19 protein-coding genes are annotated in these 22,101 nt (G+C 66.4%); 6 read left to right on the forward strand and 13 right to left on the reverse strand.

The genetic code is table 11. The features are described 5' to 3' along the window. From G4223_RS19445 to argH, 4 genes are read right to left on the reverse strand one after another with little or no spacing between them, the layout of a single operon-like run. Window positions 1–2,349 carry a DUF4175 domain-containing protein gene (locus G4223_RS19445; protein ID WP_163683162.1) on the reverse strand — a complete coding sequence of 783 codons (2,349 nt, stop codon included), beginning with the start codon at window positions 2,347–2,349 and terminating at the stop codon, window positions 1–3. 7 nt (window positions 2,350–2,356) lie between these two features. After that, the gene (gene lysA, locus G4223_RS19450; RefSeq protein WP_163683163.1) at window positions 2,357–3,625 is read right to left on the reverse strand and encodes a diaminopimelate decarboxylase; all 1,269 of its coding nucleotides are present in this window, start codon (window positions 3,623–3,625) and stop codon (window positions 2,357–2,359) included. After that, a complete protein-coding gene (gene lptM / locus G4223_RS19455; protein ID WP_163683001.1) occupies window positions 3,622–3,801 on the reverse strand; it encodes an LPS translocon maturation chaperone LptM in 180 nt (59 codons plus the stop codon). The genes lysA and lptM overlap by 4 nt, the downstream gene beginning before the upstream one ends. Before the next feature lie 17 nt (window positions 3,802–3,818). Further along, the gene (gene argH / locus G4223_RS19460) at window positions 3,819–5,252 is read right to left on the reverse strand and encodes an argininosuccinate lyase (RefSeq protein ID WP_163683165.1); all 1,434 of its coding nucleotides are present in this window, start codon (window positions 5,250–5,252) and stop codon (window positions 3,819–3,821) included. Between the two features lie 33 nt (window positions 5,253–5,285). Here argH and G4223_RS19465 point away from each other — a divergent pair, with 33 nt between their 5' ends. Continuing rightward, complete coding sequence (locus G4223_RS19465; RefSeq protein ID WP_241004236.1) at window positions 5,286–5,867, forward strand: TlpA family protein disulfide reductase; 582 nt, start codon at window positions 5,286–5,288, stop codon at window positions 5,865–5,867. Between the two features lie 48 nt (window positions 5,868–5,915). On the opposite strand, the gene irrA is transcribed toward G4223_RS19465, so the two are convergent. From irrA to G4223_RS19500, 7 genes are all read right to left on the reverse strand, one after another. Then, entirely contained in the window at window positions 5,916–6,335 is a 420-nt protein-coding gene (gene irrA, locus G4223_RS19470) for an iron response transcriptional regulator IrrA (RefSeq protein ID WP_163683169.1), read from the reverse strand. Between the two features lie 170 nt (window positions 6,336–6,505). Continuing rightward, window positions 6,506–7,903: an NAD(P)H-dependent flavin oxidoreductase gene (locus tag G4223_RS19475; protein ID WP_163683171.1), complete on the reverse strand. Its 1,398-nt coding sequence runs from the start codon at window positions 7,901–7,903 to the stop codon at window positions 6,506–6,508. 116 nt (window positions 7,904–8,019) lie between these two features. Then, window positions 8,020–8,700 carry a glycerophosphodiester phosphodiesterase family protein gene (locus G4223_RS19480; RefSeq protein WP_163683172.1) on the reverse strand — a complete coding sequence of 227 codons (681 nt, stop codon included), beginning with the start codon at window positions 8,698–8,700 and terminating at the stop codon, window positions 8,020–8,022. After that, window positions 8,694–8,987, reverse strand: a complete 294-nt coding sequence (locus tag G4223_RS19485; protein WP_205762587.1) for an RNA-binding S4 domain-containing protein — start codon at window positions 8,985–8,987, stop codon at window positions 8,694–8,696. Before G4223_RS19485 ends, G4223_RS19480 begins: the two co-directional genes overlap by 7 nt. A 6-nt stretch (window positions 8,988–8,993) precedes the next feature. Next, window positions 8,994–11,345, reverse strand: coding sequence for an Orn/Lys/Arg family decarboxylase (locus G4223_RS19490; protein WP_163683174.1), 2,352 nt, complete (start codon window positions 11,343–11,345; stop codon window positions 8,994–8,996). Window positions 11,346–11,532: 187 nt separating this feature from the next. Next, window positions 11,533–12,126, reverse strand: coding sequence for a hypothetical protein (locus G4223_RS19495; RefSeq protein ID WP_163683175.1), 594 nt, complete (start codon window positions 12,124–12,126; stop codon window positions 11,533–11,535). 90 nt (window positions 12,127–12,216) lie between these two features. After that, entirely contained in the window at window positions 12,217–12,381 is a 165-nt protein-coding gene (locus tag G4223_RS19500; protein WP_163683177.1) for a hypothetical protein, read from the reverse strand. A gap of 243 nt (window positions 12,382–12,624) precedes the next feature. On the opposite strand from G4223_RS19500, the gene ahpC reads away from it, so the two are divergent. From ahpC to G4223_RS19515, 3 genes are all read left to right on the forward strand, one after another. Then, entirely contained in the window at window positions 12,625–13,188 is a 564-nt protein-coding gene (ahpC, locus tag G4223_RS19505) for an alkyl hydroperoxide reductase subunit C (protein ID WP_163683179.1), read from the forward strand. A gap of 105 nt (window positions 13,189–13,293) precedes the next feature. Then, on the forward strand, window positions 13,294–14,865 hold the full coding sequence (ahpF, locus tag G4223_RS19510) for an alkyl hydroperoxide reductase subunit F (protein WP_163683181.1): 1,572 nt from the start codon (window positions 13,294–13,296) through the stop codon (window positions 14,863–14,865). 86 nt (window positions 14,866–14,951) lie between these two features. Continuing rightward, the gene (locus G4223_RS19515; protein WP_163683184.1) at window positions 14,952–15,350 is read left to right on the forward strand and encodes a bacteriohemerythrin; all 399 of its coding nucleotides are present in this window, start codon (window positions 14,952–14,954) and stop codon (window positions 15,348–15,350) included. Here the strand turns inward: G4223_RS19515 and G4223_RS19520 are convergent. Continuing rightward, window positions 15,332–18,169, reverse strand: a complete 2,838-nt coding sequence (locus G4223_RS19520; protein ID WP_163683186.1) for a response regulator — start codon at window positions 18,167–18,169, stop codon at window positions 15,332–15,334. The two genes, G4223_RS19515 and G4223_RS19520, sit on opposite strands and share 19 nt — an antisense overlap. A 4-nt stretch (window positions 18,170–18,173) precedes the next feature. Next, the gene (locus G4223_RS19525) at window positions 18,174–18,965 is read right to left on the reverse strand and encodes a substrate-binding domain-containing protein (protein WP_163683188.1); all 792 of its coding nucleotides are present in this window, start codon (window positions 18,963–18,965) and stop codon (window positions 18,174–18,176) included. 452 nt (window positions 18,966–19,417) lie between these two features. On the opposite strand from G4223_RS19525, the gene G4223_RS19530 reads away from it, so the two are divergent. Beyond that, entirely contained in the window at window positions 19,418–20,755 is a 1,338-nt protein-coding gene (locus G4223_RS19530) for a GntP family permease (protein WP_163683189.1), read from the forward strand. 68 nt (window positions 20,756–20,823) lie between these two features. Beyond that, on the forward strand, window positions 20,824–22,095 hold the full coding sequence (locus tag G4223_RS19535; RefSeq protein ID WP_163683191.1) for a glycerate kinase type-2 family protein: 1,272 nt from the start codon (window positions 20,824–20,826) through the stop codon (window positions 22,093–22,095). The last annotated feature ends 6 nt before the right edge of the window (window positions 22,096–22,101 follow it).

The raw sequence follows: 22,101 nt of genomic DNA on the forward strand, positions 1-22,101 counted from the left end.
TTAAAACTGCCGCAGCAACCGCCGCAGGTAGTCGCGTTCCGGTTCGGGCCGCTGGCCGTCGCCGGCCCGGCGGCGGATTTCGTCCAGCAATTGGCGCGAACGTTGGATATCGCCCCGTTCCGGGACGTGGGTGGTGCCGTCGTCGCCGTCGCCGGGGCCGCGTTGCGGCCGCCCCAGGGGATCGCGCGGCACCATGCCCCAGGCATCCTGGCCGCTGCCGCCGACCTGTTCCAGCACCTCGCGCGCGGCGCGGTTGAGACTGGCCATGGCCTGGGCCTGGGCCTCGGCCGCCGCGTCCCATTCCTCCTGTTCCAACAGGCCGGCGGCACCGTCCATGGCGCGCTCCGCCTCGTCCAGGACGTTCGGCGCCTCGCCCAGGTCCTTGGCCAGTTGGCGCCGCACCTCGGCCAGACCCCGGCGCAACTCGCGTTGCGCCTCGGCCGCCTGTTCGCCCTCGGCGGGAAGCGCGGCCCGCGCCTGGGCATGGCTGTCGTCCAGCAACCGTTGCTGCCGCCGGGCCAGGTCGCGCAAGGCGTCCAGTCCCTGTTGCGCGGGATTGCCACCCATGCCGTCACCCGGCTGCAATCCCTGAAGGATACGGTTCAGTTGCGCCAGTTCGCGGCGCAACGCATCGCGCGCCCCGGCCGAGGCCAGATCGCGCAGCCGGTCCACCATGTCGTGCAATTCGTCGGCGCCCACCGTGCCGCCACCGGCGGCGGATTGCGACGGCGTTCCCTGTTTTGCCGTCATCGCCGCCAAGGTCCGCTCCAACGCCTGTTGGAAAGCGTCGAGCAATGCCTGGATTTCCTGGGAATCGGCGCCCCGGTCCAGTGCATCCTCCAGCGCCTTGCGGGCGGCATCGAGTGCGCGTTCCGCGCTGGAAAGGTCGCCGTCCTCGATGCGCAACGCCGCTTGCCACAACAGCTCGCGCACTTCGTCCAGGTCGAAGCCGTTTTCCGACAGCAAAATCCGATTGGACAAGGCCAGCATCAGCACGGTCTTGAGGTCGCCGCCCACCGCCTGCGGCTCGTCCAGCAAGCGATCCAGGAAATCCGCGACTTCGGGCAAGGAATCCGCGTCCTCGGCCAGGGCCCGGCGCGCGTCGATCACCGCCGCCGCCACCGGATTGACGAATTGGCGTTCAGGAAGCGTCACCACCTCGGCCGCACCGGCGCTGACCTGACCGGCGCCATCCTTGACCATGGGGGTCAGGGTGACCGGCATGCCCGCCCACGGATGAGCGCCCAGGTCGAACCAGCCGCTCAGTTCCGCCTCGCGCGGGGTGGTGCCGGCCAAGGGCAGCGCCACCTCCAGCACCGGGTCATGGTCAAGCGCGCCCAGGCGCCGGATAGCCACCCACACCCGTTCGAGGCCGTAATCGTCGGACGCCGACACCGCCAGATGCAGCCGCCCCCGCCGGTCGCCTTCCGATGGCGCGGAGAACGCGGCGGACGGTACCGCGTCGGCGGTGACGGTGACCGGCCAGCGCGCCACCGTGAACAGGGATTGCCGAATCACCAGCTCGCCGCCCCGGTCCAGGCGCGTTTCAATCTTCTGGCTGCCGTCCGGTTGACGCTGAAACGACTGTGTCCGTCCCCCCTGGATCAGCCGGGCGTCGCCCCAGCCGCCGCCGACCATGGCCAGGATCGCCGTGCCCGCCGGCACCGCCACCGGCTCGTTTCCGGCGCCGTCGCGGCGCAAGGTCACCGGCGGACGGCCGGTGTGGGGCGGCGGCGTCAGCCACACCTCGACCAGATCGGGCGCCAGCCCCAAGGACCCGACGTCCAGCGCACGGGCCAGCCGGCGCGGGGCGTCATCCCCGCCCCCGGACGCCGCGATCACCAGGATCAACAACACCCCGGCCCGCAGGCCATAGGGGTCGCGGGCCGCCATGTCGGAACAAGGCCAGGACAGACGCAGACGGTCCAGCGCCACCAGCGCGCGGTCAACATGGCTGTGCCACAACGCCGCCGCCAACGGATCGGCGGAACCGGCCGGCCGGTCGCCCAGCACCGCCAGGGGGCGATGCTTCAGACCGGAATCGCGTTCCAGCCGCCGCGCCGCCGCCGCCCAATCGGGCAACCGCAGCCGCATCGCCATCCGAACCAGCAACGCCACGACGGCCACGACGCTGACGGCCAGAACCGCCCCGTGCCCCCAGGCGGACAGACGCGGCGCCAGATCGAACAGCGCGAAGGCGACGAACAGGCCCAGCACGCACAGCACCGGCAACAGCAACGGCCACAGCCGTTCCCACAACAGCACCATCCGAGCCAGCCGCAGCCAACGCCCCAGCCGCGCCCACCGGGCGGGATCGACCTGGGGCGGGGCGGGCGGCAACGGCGTCATCGCGGCCTTATTCCAGCCAGTCGGGCAGGCTTTCCAGCGCCGCCATCTCCTCGAAGCTGGGGCGCGCCCGCACCACGGCGAAGCGGTCGCCGTCCACCAGCACCTCGGGCACCAGCGGGCGGGAATTGTAGGTGGACGACATGGCCGCGCCATAGGCGCCGGCGGTGCGGAACACCACCAGATCGCCCGCCGCCAGCGGCGGCAACGGACACTGCTTGGCGAAGGTGTCGCCGGTCTCGCACACCGGACCGACCACGTCCACCGGCTGACGCGGCGCGCCGGCCGCCGGCTGGGTCACCGGATCGATGCCGTGGAACGCCTCGTACATGGCCGGGCGCACCAGATCGTTCATGGCGGCATCGACGATGGCGAAGGTGCGGGTCGACCCTTCCTTCATATAGACCACGCGGCTGACCAGGATGCCGGCATTGCCCACCAGCACGCGGCCGGGCTCCAGCACCACGCGGCAACCCAGATCGCCCAGTTCGGCCTTGATGGCCTGGGCATAGACGTCGGGCGAGGGCGGGGTCTCGCCGTCATAGGGCACGCCCAAGCCGCCGCCCAGATCCAGGTGCCGGATGTCGAAGCCGTCGGCGCGCAGCATGGCCACCAGATCGCGCACCCGACGGAAAGCAGCGGAAAAAGGCTCGATCTCGGTCAATTGCGAGCCGATGTGGCAGGCGATGGCCACCGGTTCGACACCGGGAAGGGCGCGGGCCTTGCGATAGACCTCGTGCGCGCGGGTCCATTCGATGCCGAACTTGTTTTCCTTCTTGCCGGTGGTGATCTTGGCATGGGTGCCGGCATCCACGTCCGGGTTGACCCGCAGCGCGATCGGCATCTTGACCCCGCGTTCCGCCGCCACCTGGGACAGGAGTTCCAATTCCGGCTCGGATTCCACGTTGATCTGCATGATGCCCTTGGCCACCGCGAATTCCAGTTCGCGCCGGGTCTTGCCGACGCCGGAGAACACGATGCGGTCGGCGGGCACCCCCGCCTTCAGCGCCTGGCGCAATTCGCCCTCGCTGACCACGTCGGCGCCGGCCCCCAGATCGGCCAGGGTGCGCACCACGGCCACATTGGAATTGGCCTTGAGCGCGAAGCACACGGTGGCGTCGAGGCCGGCCTTGGCCAGCGCCTCGGCGAACACCGTGTAATGGCGGACCAGGGTGGCGGTGGAATAGCAATAGAACGGCGTGCCGACACGGGCGGCGATGTCGGTCACCGGCACGCCCTCGGCGTGCAAGGTACCGTTCACGTAGTCGAAATGGTTCATCTGACCTGGTTCTCCGTCCCGCCGGCCCGGTCGTCGGGATTGGGCGGGAAACTGACGTCGGGATAAGAACGGGGATAGGTGCTGCCCTCGGGCGGGATCAGCTTGCCCTTGCGGCCACAGGCCGACAGGCTTAGCGCCAGCGCGGCGATCACGGCCAAGGTCGTCAGACGGCGCATGCCCATCCCTTTCCTGTTCACAGCCACTTGGCGCGGGCGGCGGCCACCGCCGCACGCACGTTGTCGGGCGCGGTGCCGCCATGGCTGATCCGGCTGGCCACCGAACTTTCCACCGAAAGCACGGCCCGCGCCGCCTCGGTGATGCCGGGCTCGACGGTCCGCATCTCGTCCAGGCTGAGGTCGGGCAGGTCGCAGCCCTTGTCCTCGGCCAATTTGACCAACGAGCCGGCGACATGGTGGGCGCGGCGGAACGGCATCTTGAGCTCGCGCACGCACCAGTCGGCGATGTCGGTGGCGGTGGTGAACCCGGCCCCGGCGGCGGCGGCCAGGACGTCGGTGTTGACCACCATGTCCTTGATCATGCCGGTCATGGCGGCAATGGCCAGTTCCATGGTGTCGGCGCATTCGAACACCGGCTCCTTGTCGTCCTGCATGTCCTTGGAATAGGCCAGGGGCAGGCCCTTCATGACGATCAACAGCGCGTTCAGGTCGCCGATGACCCGGCCGGTCTTGGCCCGGATCAGTTCGGCGGCGTCGGGATTGCGCTTTTGCGGCATGATCGACGAGCCGGTGGTGAAGGCGTCGGACAATTTGACGAAACGGAACTGGGCCGAGGTCCAGATCACCAGTTCTTCCGCCAGACGCGACAGGTGCACGGCGCAGATGGCCGAGGCACTCATGAATTCCAGCGCGAAGTCGCGGTCGGACACGCCGTCGAGCGAGTTGTTCATCGGCCGGTCAAAGCCCAGTTGCCGGGCGGTGAAATGGCGGTCGATGGGGAACGAGGTGCCGGCCAGGGCGGCCGAACCCAGCGGACTTTCATTCAGACGGACGCGGGCGTCAGCCAGACGGCCACGGTCGCGGCCGATCATTTCCACATAGGCCATGAGATGATGCCCCATGGTCACCGGCTGCGCCGCCTGAAGATGGGTGAAGCCGGGCATGACGGTGCCGGCATGCTCGAAAGCACGGTCCAGCAATGCCTGTTGCAGACCCTTCAACGCCGCTTCCATGCCGTCAAGGGCATCGCGCACCCACAGACGGAAATCGGTCGCCACCTGATCGTTGCGCGAGCGCGCGGTGTGCAGGCGTCCGGCCGCCTCGCCGATGATCTCGGCCAGACGGGCCTCGACGTTCATGTGGATGTCTTCAAGCTCGGTGCGGAAGGGGAAGTTTCCGCCCTCGATCTCTTGCAGCACCTGCTCCAGGCCGGCCAGAATGGCGTCGCCGTCGGCGGCGGTGATGATCCCTTGCTTGACCAGCATCGTGCAGTGGGCTTTGCTGCCGCGGATATCCTGGGCGTAAAGGCGCTGGTCGAAGTCGATGGAGGCGTTGATCCGCTGCATGATGGCGGCGGGCCCGCCGGCGAAGCGGCCGCCCCACATGGAAGAAGCCGGGGCGGTGCCCTGGTTGGTCGAGGCGCCGGAGGCGGACGTCTGATTGTCGCTCATGATACCCGTGAACAGAAAGGAATGGCCGTGTCGATGAAACTGGTTCGCTTCGCCCTGGTCGGCGCCACCGTGGCGCTCGCCGCCGGTGGCGGGGCGCTGGTGGCCTGGCTGGGCTCCGACGGGCGCCTAGGCTACACCGAACCGCGCGGCAACCCAACAGCGGAAACCGACGGCCTTTTCCCCTTGGCGCCGGTGGCGGAACGCCGCCCCCTGCCCGGCTTCACCTTCGCCGACGCCGATGGCCGTTCCATGCGATTGGCCGACCTTGCCGGCAAGGTGATGCTGGTCAATCTGTGGGCCACCTGGTGCCCGCCCTGCATCGCCGAGATGCCGGCCCTCGACACCCTTGAACGGCGCCTGGGCGGCGACCGGTTCCAGGTGGTGACGGTGTCGCTGGACCGCGGCGGCATGGAGCGCGTGCTGGCATGGTTCTCGCGCAACGACATCCGGGCACTGACTCCTTACGCCGCCGATCCGGCCCAGTTCGGCAACGCGGTGTTGCCCACCTCGTTGCTGGTGGATTCCCAAGGCCGCGTCGCCTGGCACGGGTCGGGGCTGCGCGACTGGGCCGGCGCCGAAGCCGAGGCGGCAGTCAAGGCGTTGCTGGCGGAATGAAAAAGGGCCGCCCCAAAGAGGCGGCCCCTGTCGGTGACGCGGACGGGCTCAGCCGTCGACGCGAACGATCACCTCGACCCGGCTGATGTTGAAGCCGTCGGGGGCGGCGGGAATCTTGGTCAGACCCACCATCTCGGCCGGGATGTCGCACAGCTTGCCACTCTTCTCGAAGAAGAAATGGTGGTGGTCCGAGGTGTTGGTGTCGAAATAGGAACGGCCGGCATCGACCACGATTTCCCGCAACAGGCCGGCGTCGGTGAACTGGTGCAGCGTGTTGTAGACGGTCGCCAGCGACACCCGGATGTTGTTGCCCAGCGCCTCGGAATGCAGTTGCTCGGCCGAGATATGGCGGTCGCAGCCGTCGAACAGCAGGCGCGCCAAGGCCAGACGCTGACGGGTGGGACGCAGCCCGGCGGCGCGCAGGCGGTCGAGGGCTTGGCTATAGGGACGCACGGTGACCATGGGCATGATGTGGGCGGACCCCATCCGGTTTACAAAACGTAATCTCTTGAACCTATCATAGAGGCTCTTGAAATCTATCACATTTTTTGCGCCGTGCCGTGACCTGGATCAAGCCGGCGAAAGGGGGCGTGCGAAACGGAAAAGGGGCGCCGTCAGCCGGCGCCCCCTGGATATTGTTATTCGCCGCTGGCGATACGCTCAACCAGTTGCTTCACCGTGGGAATGAAGCCGTTGGCGTAGAACGGATCGGAGCCGAAGCGGAAGGCGTTGTGGCCGGCGAACATCAGTTCGTTTTCCACGTCGCCGCCATGGCCGATGTTCTGAAGGGTCTTCTGGATGCAGAAGCTGCGCGGATCGGCCTTCTTGCCGGTGGTGCCGGCATCGTTCTGCGCCCAGTTCGAGAACATGCACTGCGACAGGCAGCCCATGCAATCCACCTGAGCCTGACGGATTTCCTCGGCCTTGTCCGGGGTGACGAAGACCAGGGTGTTGTCGGGGCTGCGCAACGCCTCGGTGAAACCCTGGGCGATCCAACCCAAGGCCATCTCGCGATCATGGGGCGTGACCCAGACGATACGCTTGCGTGCGCCGATCGGCAGCTCGGCCACATGGTCGCCGACATTCTCGCCGGAATAGGCGATCTGACGGTGCGACCGCTCGACCAGCTCGTTGATGAAGTCGTTCTTCACCGCCGAGGAATAGAAGCCGGTAGGACTGAAGCGGTGCAACAGCACGTCGCCCGGCTTGAGCGTCAGCAGCCGCTTCTTCCAGGCATCCGAGATGGGGCTTTCCTGGGTCAGCAACGGACGGGTGCCGAACTGGAAGGCGATGGCGCCCAGTTCGGGATTGCCGATCCAATCGGCCCATTCATTCAGCGCCCACACGCCGCCGGCCATGAACACCGGAACGGCATCGGCGACGCCGCAATCGCGCATGGTCTTGCGCAGTTCGACGACGCGGGCATAGGGCGCCTCGGGCTTTTGCGGGTCCTCGGAATTGGACAGGCCGTTATGGCCGCCGGCCAGCCACGGGTCCTCGTAGACCACGCCGCCCAAGAACTCGCCGTGCTTGTGGAACGAACGCTTCCACAACGCGCGAAAGGCGCGGGCCGACGACACGATGGGATAGTAATAGACGCTGTGACGGGCGGCGATCTCGGCCACCTTGTAGGGCATGCCGGCACCACAGGTGACGCCGTGGATCAGCCCCTTGGCGCCGATCAGCGCACCTTCCAGGATTTCCTCGGCCCCGCCCATTTCCCACAGCACGTTCATGTGCATGCGGCCCTGGCCGCCGGACAGGTCATGGGCGATGCGGGCCTGGGCGATGGCGCCCTTGATGCCGAAGGCGATCAGTTCGTGGTGGCGTTCGGTGCGGGTCTTGCCATGGTAGACCATGGGAATCAGCTTGCCGTTTTCGTCATAGGTGTCGGCGTTCACCCCCGAGAAGGTGGCGACACCGCCAGCAGCGGCCCAAGCACCCGAGCTTTCGCCGTTGGAGACGTTGATGCCCTTGCCACCCTCGACGACGGGCAGGACTTCGCGACCGGAAATGACGATGGGGTCGAGCTTCATGAAAGTACCAATCACTCCGAAATGAAACGCCACGGCACCGAGACTTGCCAACAGTGGGCACATATATAGAGCCCGGCCACGGTTGACCACACCCGCGGTGAAAAAATCATGACATTTCACAATAGCCGGTCGGGTGCGTCGCAAAAAACCGCGTCCACGCCGCGCGTCCACAGCCGCCGCGCCCGCCCCGGCCGGTTGACGGTGAAGGCCAGCACCGCCAATCCGGCGGCCCTAAGCTGCCCGACCAAAGGGGTGGGCAACGCCCGGTGATGGGCGCCCAGCGCACAGCATCCCAGAGCGGCCACCCGGCGCGCCCAATCGGCGGGCACCCGCTCCACCAGCAAGGCGCGCGGCCAGTCGGGCGCCAACGCGCGGGAAACGGCCAGGGCATCCGCGTCGAAACTGGACAGCAACGGCGCCGCCTGCCCACAGTCCCGCGCCACCCGGATGGCGGCGGCGGCGGTCGCGGCGCCCATGCCCCGGTCGGGCTTGATTTCCATGTCCACCGCCAGCCCGCGCACAGCGCACAATTCCAGCACCTCGGCCAAGGTCGGAACCTGGGGCGCCACTGTCCGTAAACGGGACAGGGACAGACACCCCACCGCCCCGTGCACACCGACGCAACGGTCCAGCGTGTCGTCATGAAAGACCACCGGCACACCATCGGCCGTCAGGCGGACGTCGAATTCCACCATGGCACAGCCAAGGTCGGCCGCCTTGGCGAACGATGCCAGGGTGTTCTCGGGCGCATGGGCGGCGGCGCCGCGATGGCCGATGACGCGGGGCAGGATCAGCATGGGGCGAACGGGTCCTCGGGCGGCGGCGGCTCTTCCTCGCGGTAAAGCGCCTGGGCCTCGGGCGCCGGGCCGCGCCGCTCCCCCAGGGCGAGAACGGTGACGCGGCGGCGGCGCTTGCCGGCGGGAAACACCACCACGTCGCCCGGCCGCACCAGAAACGAGGTTCGCGCCGCCACCGCTTCGTTCACCGTCACCTCGCCCGCCGCCACCTGGGCGGCGGCCAGACTGCGCGTCTTGAAGAAGCGGGCGAACCACAGCCACTTGTCGATGCGCAAGCCCTCGGCCAAGGACGCCTATTCCTTGGCGACGTAAGTATAGAACCGCACGCGGCCGGTATCTTCATCGACCTCGCGGTAAAGGCCCTGGATTTCCGCCTCGAAGCCGGGGAACAGGTTCGAGCTTTGCTCGAACATCTTGAGATAGTCGAGCATGGGCTTCGACCGCTCGTTGATGCGTTCGCCGGGAACGATGGTGGCGATGCCCGGCGGATAGACCACCCACAGCGTGGTGGCGATGCGGCCGAACACCTCGTCCAGCGGCACGTAATCCACCTGGTTGCGAGTCAGCATGCGCACCGCCTCGTTGGGCCGGAGCACCATGTCGGGACGGTGTTCGGGGGCGAACTGGGCGCGTTGCAGGGCGCTGACATTGGCCGAACGGAAGAAGGAATGCATCTGGCCGCACAGGCCCTGGATGCGCAGGCCGCGATAACGCTGCGGCCGGCGGGCGACGAATTCCGGGATGACCTCTTCCAGGCGGGCGTTCTCGTCATGGAACCGCTTGAACGCCACCAAGGTACTGAGCAGCGTGCCGGCCTTGGACGATTCGACGCCGGGGGTCAGCAGGAACAGCAAGGAATTGAGGTCGTTCTTTTCCGGCACCACCCGGTTCTCGCGCAGGAATTGCGCCACCACCGGCGCCGGAATGCCGTAATCGGCGTAAGAGCCGGTCTCGGGGTCGAAACCCGGCGTGATCAGCGTCAGCTTGTTGGGGTCGGTCATGGCGTAACCGGATTCGGTCACATGCCCGAAACCATGCCAGCGTGCGCCCGGCGCGAATTCCCAATAGCGCGCGTCGGCGGCCAGCAGGTCCGAGGGCACGTCCTCCCATGCCACGGTCTCGTCGGCGCCATAGGGCGACGGCACCCGGTCGGGCACGAACGGGTCGAAGAACCATTGCCGCGCCGCATCCTTTTCCCGCTCGCGGAACTCGCGCGCGGTGGCGCGGATCTTCTTGCGCAGCTCGATGCCCAATCGGACGGTGTCGTCCCACAGCACCTCGCCGGACCGGCCGCGCATCATCTGGGCGCCAACGTCGAGCGAGGCGAACAGCGGATAGAACGGCGAGGTCGAGGCGTGCAGCATGAACGTCTCGTTGAAGCGGCGATGCTCGATGCGGCGGCCCTGGCCCTTGATGTGGCGGTCACGCACATGGATTTGCGACGCCTGGGAAAAACCGGCCATCTGTTTGTGGGTGCTCTGCGTCGAGATGATGCCGGGCGAATCCTCGCCCAGGCCCTGAAGCCCCATGCCGTAGCAGCCCTTGAACAGCGGATGGAACTTGAGGAAGCCGGCCCACGCCTCGTCGAACAGGATGTAGTCGCACAGGTGTCCGATGCGCGAGAGGATGGTCTCGGCGCTGTAGATGGTGCCGTCATAGGTACATTGTTCGACCACCGCGACCCGGAACGGGCGCGGCTTCTGCCACGCCTCGGGGTCCTTGACCAGCGGGTTGGTGCGGATCTTCTCGCGGATCGCCGTCTCGTCGAAGGCGTCGGTGTAGATGGGACCGATCAGCCCCTGGGCATTGCGGTCGGTTTCCAGGAAGATCGGCACGCCGCCGCCCAGCAACAGGGCGCCATGGTGGGCGGCCTTGTGGTTGTTGCGGTCGAACAGCACCAGATCGTCCTCGGCCACCAGCGCCGACAGCACGATCTTGTTGGAGGCCGAGGTGCCGTTGAGCACGAAATAGGTCTTTTCCGCGCCGAAGATTTCCGCCGCCTGCTTCTGTGCCTGAAGGGCCGGACCTTCGTGGATCAGCAGGTCGCCCAGTTCGAGGACGGAATTGTCCAGGTCGTCGCGGAACACCGCCTCGCCCAGATGTTCGACGAAGATACGGCCGATGGGACTGCGATTGTAGAAGATGCCGCCGTTATGGCCGGGACAGGTCCACAACTGGTTGCCCTCTTCCTGATAATCCACCAGGGCGCCGAAGAACGGCGTCTTCAGGGTGTCGGCGAATTGCTTGAGCCGGCTGACCAGATTGCGGGCGATGAAGGTGGGCGTTTCCTCGGCCGGGAAGACGTAACCGTCGATGTAGTCGAGCACGTCGACCGGGATATCCTCGAACCGTTCGCCGCGCATCAGCAGCACGATGGGCATTTCCAGGCCGCGCCGGCGCATCAGGTCGATCAGTTCGGGGGCTTCGCCGCCCTGGCCGCGCTTGCCCCAGTCCACCAGCACGCAGCCGATGGCGGCGTCGGTCTGGACCGCGATCTCGGCGTCGGCGATGCGGCGCGCCCGCACCACCTCGAAGCCCAGCCGCTCGACCTCGGAAATGATCTGTTCGACCCGGTGGCCTTCAAGATCGTCGGGATCGAAGGCGGGGGTGCACACCAGAAAGGTCAGACGCCGAAAGAACTCCATGGGGCAAACCCTCTCCAATCACCGGCTGGGTGGACGCAGATCCGCCCGCACAGTAATCAGGGTCGGGGGCGGGCTCCACGGGTTCTAATGCACTGACGCGAAAAGTTCACGCGGGAACCGCGCGCCGTAACCGAAGCGGCTTTCCCGAAACGGGCGGCGACGGCTTGCGCCGCCGCGCCCCCACGCCTTATTGCGGCCTGGTCGTCACCTGGCAATTGCTCTTCTGGCCGCGATTGCTTTCGAAATCGTTGCTGATCGCCAGCTTGAGTTCGGGCGCGTACCACACCGTGCGGGTGGCGTTCCAGAAGTTGTTGCCGTACGTGGTCACCACCTTCACCGCCTCGACCGGGCCGAACGGCGTTTCGCGCTGGCCGCGTTCCTTGATCGACACGTCATAGCGATGCTGGTTGGTGCCGGCCGGTCCGGTTTGGCGGACATAACCGGCAAAGGACTTGCCCACTTCCAGGGTGGCGACCTTTTTCAGGTCGTCGTCTTCGGGTTCGTTCAGGAACTTGCCGGACCCGAAATCGTTGCTGGTGTTGAAGCCCATGGCCCAACCCCAGATCGGCGCTTCGGCGAAGCTGCCGTCCTCGGCCTCGATCCGCACGGCCTCGCCGTCGTTGCGAACCACCTTCCACGTCCGCTCGGCGGCGTTGTTACCGGTGCACTTGGTTCCCCAGCTCGTCCCCACCGCCGGGGCCTCGACCCCGTCGGCCCAGGTCGGCGCGGACAACGCCATGGCGACGGCCGCCATGGCGAACACCTTGCGAATGTCTGTCATCCCATACCCCCTTGATAACGGGCATCGAAGGATACCCAGGGGGGACGATCTCACAACCGTTGATGCCCGACAACCGGTGTCGGCCGTCTCTCAGCCCCGGCTGTCGCCTTCCCGCCGCCGTTCCCGCGACAGGATTTCCATCAGGTGGCTGGCGGCGCGGCGGTCTTCGGGATGGGCGTGGGTATTGTCGAGGATTTCCCGTGCCTGGGAAAGCATCCGCTCGTTCTCTGCGGCCCAAGTGTCGGTCGGCGACATGACCCCTCCGTCTGGTCACGGTCAGGCGATGCGAAACCATACTATAGGCATAATCTGGACGCCACGCCCAAGCGGCCCACGCTGTGGAAGACCGCAAGAATTTACAGGGCCGGGCGCCAAAGAATCAATCTTTAGATCGATTTTGTCGATTTTTAACATTGGAACAACCCGTTTCATAAATCAGTTCCGCCGCCATAGGATGCCTCTCGTTCCGGTCATCCAAACGCTGTGGAGAAAAAACCGATGTCCCTGATCAATACCGAAATCAAGCCCTTCAAGGCCTCCGCGTTCAAGAACGGCGCCTTCGTCGACGTCACCGACGCCGACCTCAAGGGCAAGTGGTCCGTGGTGTTCTTCTATCCCGCCGACTTCACCTTCGTCTGCCCGACCGAGCTCGAGGATCTGGCCGACAATTACGCCGAGTTCCAGAAGCTGGGCGTGGAAATCTACTCGGTGTCCACCGACACCCACTTCTGCCACAAGGCCTGGCACGACAGCTCGCCGGCCATCAAGAAGATCCAGTACACCATGGTCGGCGATCCGACCGGCGTGATCAGCCGCAACTTCGAAGTGATGATCGAGGACGTGGGTCTGGCCGACCGCGGGACCTTCGTGGTCGACCCCGACGGCAAGATCCAGATCGTCGAGATCACCGCCGGCGGCATCGGCCGCGACGCCAAGGAATTGCTGCGCAAGGTCAAGGCGGCCCAGTACGTCGCCTCGCATCCCGGCGAGGTCTGCCCCGCCAAGTGGAAGGAAGGCGAGAAGACCCTGGCTCCGTCGCTCGACCTGGTCGGCAAGATCTAAGGGCAAGAAGGCTGCATCGTCTGCGGCGTGACCGCCCGGCCCCGGGAAATTTCCCGGGGCCGGAAAGTCTGGACGCCGCGCTGTTTCCAGGGGAGTACGCACAAAATGTTCGACGAGAACCTGACCGGCCAATTGCGGGCCTATTTCGAACGGATCACCCAGCCCATCCAACTGGTGGCCTCCCTTGACGACGGCGCCAAGTCCCAGGAGATGCAGGAATTGTTGGAAGCCGTCGCCGCGCTGTCCGACAAGATCACCCTGGTCCGCGAGGACAACGCCCGCACGCCGTCCTTCGCCATCCGCCGCACCGGTTCGGATGTGGAGGTCCGCTTCGCCGGACTGCCCATGGGCCATGAGTTCAATTCGCTGATCCTGGCATTGTTGCAGGTGGGCGGCCACCCGGCCAAGGAAGCCCAGGATGTGATCGAACAGGTCCAGGCGCTGGACGGCGACTACCGGTTCGAAACCTATTTCTCGCTGTCGTGCCAGAACTGCCCCGACGTGGTGCAGGCGCTGAACCTGATGGCGACGTTGAACCCGCGCATCAAGCATACCGCCATCGACGGCGCCCTGTTCCAGGACGAGGTCGAGGCGCGCCAGATCATGGCGGTGCCGGCGGTGTTCCTGAACGGCGAACCCTTCGCCCAGGGCCGCATGGACATGGCCCAGATCGTCGCCAAGCTGGACACCGGCGCCACCAGGCGCGCCGCCGAGAAGATCGCCGCCAAGGAGGCGTTCGAGGTGCTGGTGGTGGGCGGCGGTCCGGCCGGCGCGGCGGCGGCGGTCTATGCGGCGCGCAAGGGCATCCGTACCGGCGTGGTGGCCGAACGCTTCGGCGGCCAGGTGCTGGACACCATGGACATCGAGAACCTGATCAGCGTGCCGCACACCGAAGGCCCCAAGCTGGGCGCCGCGCTGGAAGCCCACGTCAAGCAATACGACGTGGACATCATGAACGTGCAGAAAGCCACCAAGCTGGTTCCGGCCACCACCCCCGGCGGATTGATCGAGGTGCAGCTGGAAAGCGGCGCCAGCATCAGGACCCGCTCGCTCATCCTGTCCACCGGCGCGCGCTGGCGCACCATGAACGTGCCGGGCGAGGACCAATACCGCGCCAAGGGCGTGGCGTTCTGCCCGCATTGTGACGGCCCGTTGTTCAAGGGCAAGCGCGTGGCGGTGATCGGCGGCGGCAATTCCGGCGTGGAAGCGGCCATCGACCTGGCCGGCATCGCGGCAGGCGTCACCTTGATCGAGTTCGACGCCAGACTCAGGGCCGACGCGGTGTTGCAGGCCAAGCTGCGCAGCCTGCCCAACGTGCGGGTCATCACCTCGGCGCTGACCACCGAGGTTCTGGGCGACGGCGCCAAGGTGACGGGATTGTCCTATAAGGACCGCGCCACCGACCAGCAGCACACCATCGAACTCGAGGGCATCTTCGTCCAGATCGGTCTGGTGCCCAACACCGAGTGGCTGAAAGGGTCGGTCGAGTTGACCCCGCGTGGCGAGATCGTGGTCGATGCCAAGGGCCAGACCTCGGTGCCCGGCGTGTTCGCCGCCGGCGACGCCACCACCGTCCCCTACAAGCAGATCATCATCGCCATGGGCGACGGCGCCAAGGCGTCATTGTCCGCCTTCGACTACCTGATCCGTCTGGCCCCGGCCGAAGCCGCCGCCTGACAACTTTCGGACGCAATCCCCACAGCCCGGCCTCGCGGCCGGGCTGTTTTGCGTTATAGTGGCTTCAGGCGGGGCGGAGGCGACGTATGCATTTCGACATCCACTGGGACGAAAAATTCGAAACCGGTCACCCCAGCATCGATTTCCAGCACCGGGTATTCTTCGACCTGTTGCAGAACTTCGCCGCCGAGGTGAAACAGGGCAGCGACCCGGCCGCCCTGCGCCGGCTGGCCATCGAGCTCTACAAATTCGCCGATTTCCATTTTTTCAGCGAAGAGAACATCATGCTGAAGATCGGCTATCCCGAATTCGCCCACCACCACGGCCTGCATCAGGCGCTGCTGCACGAATTGCGCTCTTACATCGAGTCCTTGGTGGTCGAGGTCCCCAGAGGCGAGGACATGCTGGACTATCTGACCAAGTGGTTCGTGTCGCACACCGCCAGCGAGGATTTGAAGCTGGCGGTCTATGTCCGCACGTTCTGAACCTCGATCTCTGTCGATTGGGCCAGCGTCGCCTCGGCGGAAAGGCGCAATGCGGCCAGCAAGTCGTCCACCGCCGTTTCTCCGGCCTTGGCCGCCCTTTCCAAACGGGCCGCGTCGGCCGCCAGCCGCCGGAAACCCATGTTGGCCGCCGCCCCCTTGACCGCATGCGCGCTTGAGGCGATGGCCGGCACATCGCCCGCCGCCACCGCCTGGACCACCTTGTCCAGGGCGGCCGGCACGCCGTTCAGGTAAAGGCGCAGCAACTCGCCGAATTCCTCGGCTCCCAAGGCGTCGGCCAGGTCTTCCTGTGCCTCTTGGTCCACCAGCGGTTCCTCCTCGGCGGCTGCCGAAGCACAAGGTGCGGCGGGGGCGCATGGGGCACAGGGCGGCGCGCCGCGACGGTTCCGCTGTTCCAAAAGACGCTCGCCCCAGCGTTCCAGAATTTCGGCCAGACGGCGGCGGTCGATGGGCTTGGCGATGAAGTCGTCCATGCCGGCGGCGATGCAGGAATCGCGGTCGGCGGCCATGGCGTTGGCAGTCATGGCGATGATCGTCACCTGCGATTTCGGCCCCGACACCGCCCGGATCATCCGCGTGGCGGCAAGACCGTCGACGCGGGGCATCTGCATGTCCATCAACACCAGGTCGTAATCGCAGCGTTCGACCATGACCACCGCCTCGGCGCCGTCGTCGGCCACGTCGGCCCGGTGTCCCAGCTTGCCCAGCAGCCCCACCGCCACCTGCTGGTTGATGGCGTTGTCCTCGGCCACCAGGATACGCAGCGGCACCGCCGCCACCGTGTCGTCGGCCGGCAGGGCCGGTCGCGCCGCGGCTCCCTCGCCGGCCCGCCCGGTCAAGGCCAGCAAGGCGTCGAGCAAGGCGCTTTGCCGCACCGGTTTCAGCAGGACCGAACCGACGTTCAAGGCGCCGGCCCGCGCCACGATCTCGGGCGCCGCCGACGAGGTGGCCAGCAACAGCGGCAGCCCGGCCAGGGCGGCGTCACCGCGCAGGATGACGGAAAGGTCGATGCCGGTCATGTCCGGCATCAGGTAATCAAGCACGGCGGCATCGAAGCCCCGCCCGGCCGCCGCCGCCGCCCGCGCCGCGATCAGGCCGGCCCGGCCGTCGCCCGCCACCTCGACCTCGGCCCCCCAGGCGGCGCATTGACGGACGAAAATCTCGCGGTTGACGGCGTTGTCGTCCACCACCAGCAACCGCAATCCGGCCAACGGCAAGAGATCGTCGCCATCGTCGCCGGCCATGTCGCCATCGCGGCGCAACGGCACCTCGAACCAGAAGGTGCTGCCCACGCCCTCGGTGCTGTCGAAACCGATGTCGCCGTCCATCATGAGGACGATGCGCCGGCAGATGGCCAAACCCAGGCCGCTGCCGCCAAAGCGCCGCGCGGTCGATGCCTCGGCCTGGGTAAAGGTGCCGAACAGGCGCGGCCGGGCTTCCTCCGGGATGCCGATGCCGGTGTCGGTGACGGTGACCCGCAGGCGGGCACGGCCGTCCTCCATCTCGGAGACGTCCAGTTCGATGGCGATGCCGCCATGGTCGGTGAACTTCACCGCGTTGCCGGCCAGATTGAGCAACACCTGGCGCAGGCGCCCGGAATCGCCCCGGAACCGGCCGCGCGCCTGGGGTGGAATGAAGGTGGAGAGGTCCACGTCCTTGTCGCGCAGACGCGGCGCCAGGATGTCCACCACGCCTTCGACCAGCGGCCCCAGTTCGAACGAGGTTTCCTCGAACTCCAGCTTGCCGGCCTCGAGCTTCGAGAAGTCGAGGATGTCGTTGATGATGGTGAGAAGGGAATCCGCCGACACCCGGATGGTGTTGGCGAAATGCGTCTGATCCTTGTCCAGAGGGGTGTCCAGCAACAGGCTGGTCATGCCGATGATGCCGTTCATGGGCGTGCGGATTTCATGGCTCATGGTCGCCAGGAACTCGGACTTGGCCTGGTTGGCGGCGTCCGCCCCCAGCTTGGCCTTGCGCAGGTCCTCAAGCATGCTGCGCAACAGGATGTGGCCACCCAAAATCTGTCGCGCCACCCAACTGGCCAGCGCCAGCACCAAGATGACGGTGGCCACCGCCATGCCCGCCTGGATGGCGCCGAAGCGCTGTTTGCGGCTGTCGATCTCGACGGCCAAATTCTCCATGCGTCGGCTGGCGTGATAGAACAGCCGGCCGGCGTTCTCGCGCATGCGCACCAGAAGCGACGAGAACTTGCGCAACGCCATCTGCACCTGGGCCGCCGATTCGCGGCTTTCGCCGATGTTGTTGGCATCGAACTGGGCGTTGCGGCGAACCAGAAGCGCGTTGATCTCGTTCACCCGGCGGTCGATGTCGTAAAGCTTGGGTCTGAGCTCGATGATCTCGAGAACGAATTTCTGGCTGTCGGCGGGCGGCTGATAGCGGATGGTCCGCTGCATCTCCTCGCGGTCCTCGAGGTTCAGGCGGACCACGTCCTCGACCACGCCGCCGTCCTCGAGCACGTCGAGCTTGCGTCCCAAGGCCAGGATCTGCGCCTTGAGGTCGTCGCGCGCCAGTTCCAGACCGGTGGCGTTGCGGGTGGTCGCCATCTTGTAGATGCCCGATTCGATCCGCGCGATGTCCTGGATGATCAATTCGCCAATGGCAAGGCGCGCCTTTTCGTTCTCGGTCGAACGATCCAGTTCGTCGATCAGGCCGGTGAACACCTCGTGCATGACCAGCAACAGCACGAACCCCACCAGGAAGGTGACCAGCATCAGCCCCATGCGGGTCAACGGGTGCGCGTTGCCCCGCCACGCGCCGGCGATGCCGCGGTTTTCGGTCATGGCGTCAATAATCACCCTTGAGGCTGGCATCCAGGAAGCCATGCTTGCGAAACACCGCCTGCCCCTCGGCCGACGCCGCCAGCGCCACGAACCGGCGCGCCGCCTCGGCCTGGGTCGAGAAAGTCAGAAGATTGAGTTCCAACCGTGCCGGCTGGCTGACCGTGGTGTCCAGGTCGACCACCTCGACCGCGTCGCGGTTTTCCGGGAAAAAGGCGGTGGCCCGCCAGTTCAGGGTGACGTCGATCCGTCCGCCCTTGATGGCCTGGGTCAGGTTGCGCGAATCGGTGGCCAGGAACGCCGCCTGGGTCAGCACCTGTTCGGTCAGCCCGGCCCGGTCCAGAATTTTCTGGGTTTCAGCGCCGATGCTGCCGGTGTCGGGATTGCACACCACCATGGCCAGATCCGGGCGCAGCAATTCCCGCACCTCGGGCTTGACTCCCTTGGGATTGCCCTTGGCCACCATCAGTGCCGCCACGTTGTGGGCGACCAGGGTGGCATCGCCCAGGAAACCTTCGGCCAGATGGTTCTTGCGGAAGGAATCCGAGCCGGGAAAATAGATGTCGCCGACACGCGCCATCTTGAGCGCGTCGTACAGGTCTTCCGACCCGCCCTGACTGAGGGTCACCTTGACGCCGGTGCGGGCCTCGAACAAATCCGCCAGTTCCTTGACCGGCTTGACCATGGTGATACCGCAATAGATCAGCAGTTCGGGCCGCGCCTGAGCGCGGGCGGCGGTGACGGCGAACGGCGACACGGCCAGGCCCGCCAGGACGGCGCGCCGCGACAACGACCACATGATGGCTTCCCCTTCCTCTCCGTCCTCTATGTCCTTCGTATATTAGCAGGGTTTGCTTCCCGCCCCGCAAGGGTATTGTCATGGCCCAGGCGAAACTGTTGGCTTCTTGTTGCGCCGCGAAAAACACGCAAAATTGAAGACTTGCCGGGAATGCTCTTTCTCATGCCTAATCCACATGATGGGCATGAATGCTTGCCGCAGAGAAAAAGGAGATGAGAAGCCTATACTTAGGGCCGTATCATCTTTTGCGGAAGATGTCCTCCGGGCGGCGCCCCATATCTATGGGACCAAGGCCTTGAAACCCTGGTGCACCGGTCCATTCAGGTGGTGCACCAACCATCTGAATGGACCGGTGCATCATTCGTTAGTTTTATGGACCGATCCACCACACGGAAGTTTCATGGACATGAACATTCCGTGCGGATCGGACCACAAGAGGGGGAGAGATCATCATGTGGTTGATCGTACTTCTGGTCCTCGCCATCGTCTTCATCGTGTTCGCCACCGCGCGTCTCAAGATGCACGCCTTCCTGGCGCTGCTGCTGGCGGCGTTCGGGTTCGGCATCCTGTCGGGCATGCCGCTCGACGTGGTGGTCAAATCGGTGAATGACGGTTTCGGCGGCACCATCGGCTATATCGGCATCGTCATCGTACTGGGCTCGGTCATCGGCACCTTCCTGGAGAAATCCGGCGGCGCCTGGCGGCTGGCCGAAGGCATCTTGAAGATCACCGGGAAGAAGAACGTACCCCTGACCATGTCGATCATGGGCTATGTGGTGTCCATTCCGGTATTCTGCGATTCCGGCTTCGTCATCCTGTCGTCGCTGAACAAGGCCCTGGCCAAGCGGGCGGGCATCACCCTGGCCGCCGGCGCCATCGCGTTGTCGCTGGGACTTTACGCCACCCACACCATGGTTCCGCCCACCCCCGGCCCGATCGCCGCCGCCGGCATCCTTCAGGCCGATCTGGGTCTGGTGATCCTGTGGGGCATGATCATCGCCGCCATCGCCTGCGCCGCCGGCTGGGTGTTCGCGGTCACCGTCGCCGCCAAGGTGGACGTCCCCCCCTACAAGGAAGGCGAGGAACCGACCGATCTGCCGTCGCTGGCCGACGCGCCCGGCCCGTTGTCCAGCCTGCTGCCCATCTTCCTGCCGATCGTGCTGATCGTCATGAAGTCGCTGGCCGACTTCCCGTCCAAGCCGTTCGGCACCGGTGAAGCGATCCGCGTCATCGGCTTCGTCGGCCAACCGGTGGTGGCGTTGCTGATCGGTTTCGGCCTGGCGCTTCTGCTGCCGAAAAAACTCGACCGTGAAATGCTGAGCAATTCCGGCTGGCTGGGCCAGGCCATCGTCGCCTCGGCCATCATCATCCTGATCACCGGGGCCGGAGGGTCGTTCGGCAAGGTGCTTCAGAATTCCGGCATCGCCAAGATGGTCGGCGAGGGTCTGTCCACCTGGCACCTGGGCATCTTCCTGCCCTTCCTGATCGCCGCCGGCATCAAGACGGCGCAAGGGTCGTCCACCGTCGCCATCATCACCACCGCCGGCCTGATGGCCCCGCTGATGGTGCCGCTGGGCTTCGACGAACCGACCGCCCGCGCCCTGGTGGTAGTGGTCATCGGCGCCGGCGCCATGGTGGTCAGCCATGCCAACGACAGCTTCTTCTGGGTGGTGACGCAGTTCTCGAACATGACCCCGGAACAGGGATACCGGTTGCAAACGCTGGGCACCCTGGTTCAGGGCACGGTGGGCGCCATCGCGGTGTTCATCGCCGCCACCATCGTATTGTAAGACGTGTCGAGGCGGCGCCGGTTCTCTGGCGCCGCCCTTTCCTTGTTCTTCCCAAAAGGATTGACGCCATGACGTCCGTCGCCGATCCCCGCGCGTTCCTGCGTGCTTTGTTCGACACGGCGGTCGCCGCCGCCTTACCCACCAGTCAGCTGTCCCGTTTCCTGCCGCCGCCGCCCAAGGGCCGGACCCTGGTGGTGGGCGCCGGCAAGGGTGCGGCGGCCATGGCCCACGCCATCGAGGACATGTGGCCGGGACCGTTGTCCGGTCTGGCGGTCACCCGCTACGGCCACGGCCTGCCGACCCGCGCCATCGAGGTGATCGAGGCCGCCCATCCCAACCCCGACATCGCCAGCGAGACCGCGGCGCGCCGCATCCTGGCCGAGGCCAGCGCCCTGGGCGAGGACGACTTGCTGTTGTGCCTGATCTCGGGCGGCGGCTCGGCGCTGATGGCGCTGCCGGCACCTGGGCTGACCCTGGACGACAAAAAGGCGGTGACCCGCGAATTGCTGAAAAGCGGCGCCGCCATCGACGAGATCAACGCCGTGCGCAAGCACCTGTCGGCCATCAAGGGCGGACGGCTGGCCGCCGCCGCCGCGCCGGCCCAGGTGGTCACCCTGATGGTGTCGGACGTCCCCGGCGACGACCCGGCGGTGATCGCCTCGGGCCCCACCGTGGCCGACCCGTCCACCTTCGCCGACGCCCGCGCGGTGATCGAGAAATACGGCATCGCGGTGCCCGACACCGTGCGCCGCCACCTTGAACAGGCGACCGAGGAAAGCGTCAAGCCCGGCGACCCCCGTCTGGCCCGAACCACCGCCCATCTGGTCGCCACCCCCCAGGACGCGTTGGAAGCGGCCGCCGATTTGGCCTATCGCGCCGGAATCGCCCCCCTGATCCTGGGCAACGCGCTGGAAGGCGAATCGCGCGAGGTGGCCCGCGTCATAGCCGCCATGGCCCGTCAGGCGACACTTTACGACCAGCCGGCCACCCCGCCCTGTGTGCTGCTGTCCGGCGGCGAGACCACGGTCACCGTGCGGGGCAACGGACGCGGCGGCCGCAACGCCGAGTTCCTGTTGGCGCTGGCGGTGGCGTTGGGCGGCCATGACAAGGTCTGGGCCATCGCCTGCGACACCGACGGCATCGACGGCACCGAGGACAACGCCGGCGCCATCCTGACTCCCGACACCCTGGCCCGCGCCGCGGCGCTTGGCGTCGACGCCAAGGCGCGGCTGGCCGACAACGACGGCTACGGCTTCTTCAGCGCCCTGGGCGATCTGGTGGTGACCGGCCCGACACGGACCAACGTCAACGATTTTCGCGCCGTGCTGATCCTGCCTTGAGGGGAC

Origin of the sequence: Magnetospirillum aberrantis SpK, from assembly GCF_011022235.1 — a bacterium.
GTDB lineage: Bacteria > Pseudomonadota > Alphaproteobacteria > Rhodospirillales > Magnetospirillaceae > Magnetospirillum > Magnetospirillum aberrantis.